We start from the raw sequence: 6,650 nt of genomic DNA on the forward strand, positions 1-6,650 counted from the left end.
GCTAAAAGCTGATGAATCTCTTTTCCGTCTTTTTCAATAGTATCTTTTCGGCAATAATGACCAGTTGCTACGTAATCTGCACCAAGTTCCATAGCTATATCCATAAAGACATCGAATTTGATCTCGCGATTACATAATACATCAGGGTTTGGTGTACGTCCTTTTTCGTATTCATTAAACATATAATCTACTATACGCTCCTTGTACTGTACACTCAAGTCTACGGTTTGAAACGGAACACCTAATTTATCTGCCACCAACATAGCATCATTGCTGTCCTCTAACCAAGGACACTCATCTGAAATAGTCACAGAGTCATCGTGCCAGTTTTTCATAAACAACCCAATGACTTCATAGCCTTGCTCTTTTAAAAGATAGGCTGCCACACTAGAATCTACTCCTCCTGAAAGTCCAACAATTACTCTTTTCATATTTATGTTCCACGAAAGTGGGAATCTTTATTATAAATCTGTGTTTGTTTGTCTTAAAAACTTGAGCAAAATTACAAAATAAAAAGGCAATCCTATTAAGATTGCCATTTGTAAAACCTATGTAGTGTATAGTATAAATTTATGAACTATTGCAATTAAAAAACGATACTTCTATATGCTCAGTAAGACAACACAAGCTAACAAAGTGAAAGCTTTATAAAGCTCAGTACTTTTTAATTATTTTTTGATTGGTATGGTCTATTTCTTTAGTGATTTTACCATCCTTATAGTATTTCCAAATACCAGATTTTTTGTTTTCGGTGTAATAACCTTCTGAAGTGATATTTTCATCTGCGTCATAATTGATGGTTTTGCCGTTTAAATCACCGTTTATGTATGTAGAACGTCGTAATAGTTTGTTGCTTTCTGAATACCAACTTGACTCACCATGCAACTTTCCATTTTTATACATTGCCTTTTCAGCAGTATTACCATTTTTAAAATATACTTCCCTTTCACCTTCTAGTTTTCCATCATCATTATAATGCTCTACAATCATTATTACAGAAGAATTCTTATGGTAAAATACCCACTTACCAATATAGCGTTTACCATTCATTTTACCTTTACTAATAATTTTCTTTGTAGAGGTATAAAAGGTAACTTCAGCAATACTATCCTTTTCATTAAACACTTTAATGGCACTTAATACACTTTTACCTTTTGATAAGGTATAGTAATTAAAGGTATCTATTTCTTTACCATGCTTAAATGTGCCTTGATAACGCTTTTGGTCAGTTTTATAGTAGTTTTTTGTCCATATACCATGACGTTTGCCATTTTTATCGTACTGATTTACTGATTTTTGAGCATAAGCTATTGTTAAAATTATGGTAAAAAAGAAAGTGAAATAAACTTTTTGTTTAATCATTTTATAAATTTGTTAAACAAACCAATCAAGTTTGTATAATGTTGAACAATTTTTTAAAACTCAAAAAAATGAAAATTATTTCAAAAACTTTCAAAATGCTTGCAGTATTTCTACTGGTTTTAGGTATAACAAACTGTAGCGACGATGATGACAACAATGATGATGGTGTACAAGCAACCACAGTTGTTGATGTAGCCTTAGAAAATGGATTAACTTCACTTGCAGCAGCTCTAGAAGCAACAGATTTAGTAACGACTTTACAAGGCACTGGTCCTTTTACAGTGTTTGCACCAGACAACAATGCCTTTGATGCCCTATTAACTGCTACTGGTTTAGACCTAAACAATTTAAGTGCTAATGAAGAAGCACTGGTTAGAAATATATTATTAAATCATGTTATTATAGGACAAAATTTATCTTCCACAAACCTAGTGAATGCTGGTTCTGGTTATACCAATACGCAAGCTGTTGGTCCAAATGGAAAAAACTTAAGCTTATACTTTAACACTTCTAATGGTGTGGTTATAAATGGACAATCTACAGTTACAACTGCAGATAGAACTGCAACTAATGGCACCATACACATCGTTAATACAGTAATTGATCTGCCTACAATTGCAACATTTGCTACTTCAAACCCAGCACTATCGCTTTTAGTTGATGCGCTTGCATATGCAGATACTGGCAGCCCAACTGTACCATATATAGATACAGTATCTGATGAATCTGCAGGACCATTTACTGTGTTTGCACCTACTAACGATGCCTTTGGTGCAGTTTTAGCAGAATTAAACTTATCTGGTTTTGGGGAAGGTACAGGCGAATTAAATGCAGCAACCACAGATACTGTTTTATTATATCACATCGTTGGTGCTAACGTGCAGTCTACAGAACTAAACCCAGGAACAGTTTCTACATTAGGTGGTGATATTACTGCAGACACAAGTAATTTTACCTTAACTGATGCTAATGGACGCATCAGTAATATTGTGACATCTTTAGTAGACATACAAGGCATAAATGGTGTTGTACATGTCATTGATAAAGTGATTTTATTCCCCTTACCATAGCATTAAAAATAAAAGCAAAGGCTGATGCCCTCGTTTATTTATTGATTGATTTAGTTAGAAAGAAAACCCAGACACTTGTCTGGGTTTTTATTTAGAAATTTAAAATAAGATTTTGAATTACTGAAGTAAACTTAACGCTAGTAGTTTTAGAATAGCTTGTTTACTTTTTACGTCTTTGTTGCGCTTGTTTTTGTTGTTCTGCTTGCTCCATCATTTCAGCCATTTTCTTCTGAAATTTATTCTGTTTCTTAGGCTTACTCTTGCTCACCTCTATCTTTGCAAGTACCTTTTTCTCATCTATTATGTAGTTCTTAATTACTAACATAATACCAATACTAATTAAATTAGAAATAAAATAGTACAAACTTAATCCTGAGGCATAGTTGTTAAAGAATATCAACATTAATAATGGTGAGAAGTAAATCATATACTTCATCATTTTACTCATATCTGGCATACCTTCTTGAGGTGGAGCCTGCATTGCAGTTTGCTGTCCTGTTGTCATTTTCATATAGAAGAAAATTGCAATAGCAGCTAAGATTGGGAATAATGCCACGTGATCACCATAAAAAGGAATATTAAATGGTAAATCTGCAATAGAATCATAAGAACTTAAATCATCTGCCCAAAGGAAACTTTTCTGTCTTAAATCGAATGCTGTTGGAAAAAACATAAATAAAGCATAAAATACAGGTATTTGCATTAAACCAGGTAAACAACCACTCAATGGGCTTGCACCAGCTTTACTTTGCAATGCCATAGTTTCTTGCTGCGCCTTCATTTTGTTGTCCTTATACTTTTCTCTAATAGCATCTAACTCTGGCTTTAGAATTTTCATCTTAGCCTGAGATAAAAACTGCTTATATTGTACAAAAGACAACATTATTTTAACTAAAACAGTCATTACAATAATAGCAATACCATAAGGTAACATACTACTTAGCCATGCGAATAATGGGATGAATAAGGCTTTATTAATCCAGCCAAAAATTCCCCAACCAAACGGAATACTTTCATGTAAATTTTTATCGTAATTTTTTAAGACCTTAGCATCTGTTGGTCCATAATACAGCCCTAAACTTTTATTCACTTCACCTCCATTATAAGCTAATGGCATTTTAGAAGTATATAATTTAGTAAATAAAGAATCTACCTCCTCATCTTCTACTAAGTCATGAGAAGTCATATCAACTTTACTGAATGGCTTGTCATTAGCTACTAAAATAGAACTGAAAAAATGCTGTCTGTAAGACAACCACTCTACATCTTCAACCGTTTCTTCATCGTCACCCATTTGAGAAAGCTTATCTACACGATCTTCCTCGTGCATATAAGTTAGACGCGTGTAACGATTTTCATAACTAATACTCTTAGCATGTCTAATTCCTTTTTGTTTCCAATCTAAAGTAATAGGTTGCGACGTATTAAACTCACTACTTAAACCTTGTGATTTAATGGTAAAGTCTATCATGTAATCCTTTGGTTTTAACTCGTATCTGTACTCTAAAAATTCTGTTTCAGAGAACTTTAGCTTCATAGAAACAACTGTATTCTCACCACTTTTAGTTACACTTGGTTGAAACGGATGATCTTGAGTATTATGCGTGCGATTATCTGATGTACTAAATGTGATATTAAAAGCACTATTATCATCTTTTACCATATAAATTGGCACAGAATTGTAATCTACAAACTCCTTAAGTCTTACTTCTGCTAAGTGACCACCTTTTCTTTTAAACTTTAACGCAAACACATCTGTCTCTACAGTTGTAAATTCAGAACCTGATAAAGTTGAAGCATAAGATATAGCACCTAATTTGTTTTGAAGTGCAACGCGCTGTGTAGAATCTAAAACTTGTGTATTACTGTAATCCTCTGAATTTGTAACAACAGTTTCATTTTGCTTACTGTTTTTTTGCTCTGCTTCTACTTGCTCTTGCTCCGCTTTTTTCTGGGCTTCAATCTCTTCTGGAGATGGTGAATTTTGGTACATTAAATAGACCAAAATTCCGAATATTAGAATAAATCCAATGATTGAATTGATATCGAGTTTTTTTTCTTCCATCTGTTAGTTATCATTTATAGACCTGTCAGGTTTTAGAAACTTAACAGGTCTTTTGTAGTATTAATTAGTTAACTCAAATAGTTATCCAAAATTCATTTCGTGCCAAAGTGACACATTATTTCTTCTTCTTGTATTTTAAAGCAGCTTTTACAAATGCCACAAATAAAGGATGTGGGTTAGCTACTGTACTTTTATATTCTGGGTGATATTGTACACCAACAAACCAGTTATGATCTGGTATTTCCACAATTTCTACTAATCCTGTATCTGGATTTAAACCTGTGGCTTTCATACCAGCAGCTTCAATCTGTGCTTTATAAGCATCATTAAATTCAAAACGATGTCTATGACGCTCCTTTATATTGGTTTCACCGTAAACTTTATATGCAATACTATCTTCTTCTATATTACAATCCCAAGCACCCAAACGCATAGTACCACCTTTGTTTACCACATCTTTTTGTGATTCCATAAGGTTTATAACTGGATTTTGGGTTAGCTCATTCATCTCAATAGAATTAGCATCTGTTAGATTAAGCACATTTCTTGCAAATTCTATAACAGCCATTTGCATCCCTAAACATATTCCTAAGAAAGGTATATTGTGCTCTCTTACATATTTTACAGCTTCAATCTTACCTTCTACTCCACGCTCACCAAAACCTGGCGCTACTAATACACCATCGAGATGCTGTAATTTAAATTCTATGTTATCTTCGTTTAAGTATTCTGAATGAACAGATTCTACCTTTACTTTAACTTCGTTTTCTGCACCTGCATGAATAAACGCTTCTAAAATAGACTTATAAGAATCTTGAAGCTCTACGTACTTACCAATTAAACCTATAGTAACCTCACTTTTAGGATTTTTATGACGCTGTAAAAATTCGTTCCAACGTTTTAAATTTGGTCGGTCACTTTTAAGATCTAGCTTTTCTAATACTACTTTATCTAAACCTTCTTCTAGCATTAAATTAGGTACATCGTAAATGGTTGATGCATCAATAGATTGAATAACCGCTTCCTTTTTTACATTACAAAAACGTGCCAACTTAGCTTTTAAACTATCGCTTAGTTCGTGCTCGGTTCTACATACTAAAATGTCTGCATGTACACCACTTTCCATTAAAGTCTTTACACTGTGTTGTGTTGGTTTAGTTTTTAACTCACCTGCAGCAGATAAAAAAGGAACCAAAGTTAAATGAATAACTAATGTATTGTCGTCACCTAATTCCCATTGTAGTTGACGCACAGCTTCTACGTATGGTAAGGATTCTATATCACCAACTGTTCCACCAATTTCAGTAATTACAATATCATAGTCTCCAGAATTACCAAGAATTTGAATTCTATGCTTAATTTCGTCTGTAATATGAGGAATTACCTGAACGGTTTTCCCTAAAAACTCACCACGACGTTCCTTATCAATTACGCTTTGGTAAATCCTACCTGTTGTAACATTATTTGCCTGAGAGGTAGGTACATTTAAAAAACGTTCGTAGTGCCCTAAATCTAAATCGGTTTCTGCTCCATCATCTGTAACGTAACATTCGCCATGCTCATAAGGATTTAAGGTTCCTGGATCTATATTAATATACGGATCTAATTTTTGAATCGTAGTTCTGTAACCTTGGGCTTGTAAAAGTTTAGCTAAAGATGCAGCGATAATGCCTTTTCCGAGAGAAGAAGACACTCCGCCTGTTACAAATATATACTTAGGGTTTGTAGTCATGTCGCGTTTGATTACTGAGCTTTTTTGAAGTATTAAACGCAGGCAAATTTACAATAAAAAATGGTTTACATGCAATTATAAGGTTTGTATAAATTAGTTTTTTTAAGATTCTGAAAGTCCATGTATCATTAAATTCAATTTAAAGAAGTACAAGCAATATGAGTTTTATTTAGCAAGTTATAAATACAACTATTTTAACAACTTAAACATTCTTTGAATTGCTTATAGCAACTTTGTAACTTACTTTTATAAAATAAATTTTCAAATACATTAAAAACCAATAACAAATGGATTTTGACAAAAATTTACTTTCCTTTTTAAACCCAGATTTAGTCGAAAAAATACTTACAGCATCTACCATCAACACCATTCCAAAAGGAACTGAAATATTAAGAGAACAACAATATGTAAAAGTTCTGCC

General features: G+C 33.1%; 4 protein-coding genes and 1 pseudogene. 1 reads left to right on the plus strand and 4 read right to left on the minus strand.

Annotated elements, in window-relative coordinates; genetic code table 11:
- Together N4A42_RS00535 and N4A42_RS00540 are read right to left on the minus strand one after the other, a co-directional pair.
- Nucleotides 1–431: pseudogene (locus N4A42_RS00535) on the minus strand (tRNA 2-thiouridine(34) synthase MnmA); the annotation flags it as partial.
- Nucleotides 432–654: 223 nt separating this feature from the next.
- Entirely contained in the window at nt 655–1,362 is a 708-nt protein-coding gene (locus tag N4A42_RS00540) for a toxin-antitoxin system YwqK family antitoxin (RefSeq protein WP_294068466.1), read from the minus strand.
- A gap of 68 nt (nt 1,363–1,430) precedes the next feature.
- Here N4A42_RS00540 and N4A42_RS00545 point away from each other — a divergent pair, with 68 nt between their 5' ends.
- Nucleotides 1,431–2,432 carry a fasciclin domain-containing protein gene (locus tag N4A42_RS00545; protein WP_294068468.1) on the plus strand — a complete coding sequence of 334 codons (1,002 nt, stop codon included), beginning with the start codon at nt 1,431–1,433 and terminating at the stop codon, nt 2,430–2,432.
- A 160-nt stretch (nt 2,433–2,592) separates the two neighbouring features.
- Here N4A42_RS00545 and yidC read toward each other — a convergent pair whose 3' ends face one another.
- Together yidC and N4A42_RS00555 are read right to left on the minus strand one after the other, a co-directional pair.
- On the minus strand, nt 2,593–4,497 hold the full coding sequence (yidC, locus tag N4A42_RS00550) for a membrane protein insertase YidC (RefSeq protein ID WP_294068470.1): 1,905 nt from the start codon (nt 4,495–4,497) through the stop codon (nt 2,593–2,595).
- 115 nt (nt 4,498–4,612) lie between these two features.
- Nucleotides 4,613–6,229, minus strand: a complete 1,617-nt coding sequence (locus tag N4A42_RS00555; RefSeq protein WP_294068472.1) for a CTP synthase — start codon at nt 6,227–6,229, stop codon at nt 4,613–4,615.
- Between the last annotated feature and the right edge of the window lie 421 nt (nt 6,230–6,650).

Source organism: Winogradskyella sp. (assembly GCF_025210595.1).
Taxonomy (GTDB): domain Bacteria; phylum Bacteroidota; class Bacteroidia; order Flavobacteriales; family Flavobacteriaceae; genus Winogradskyella.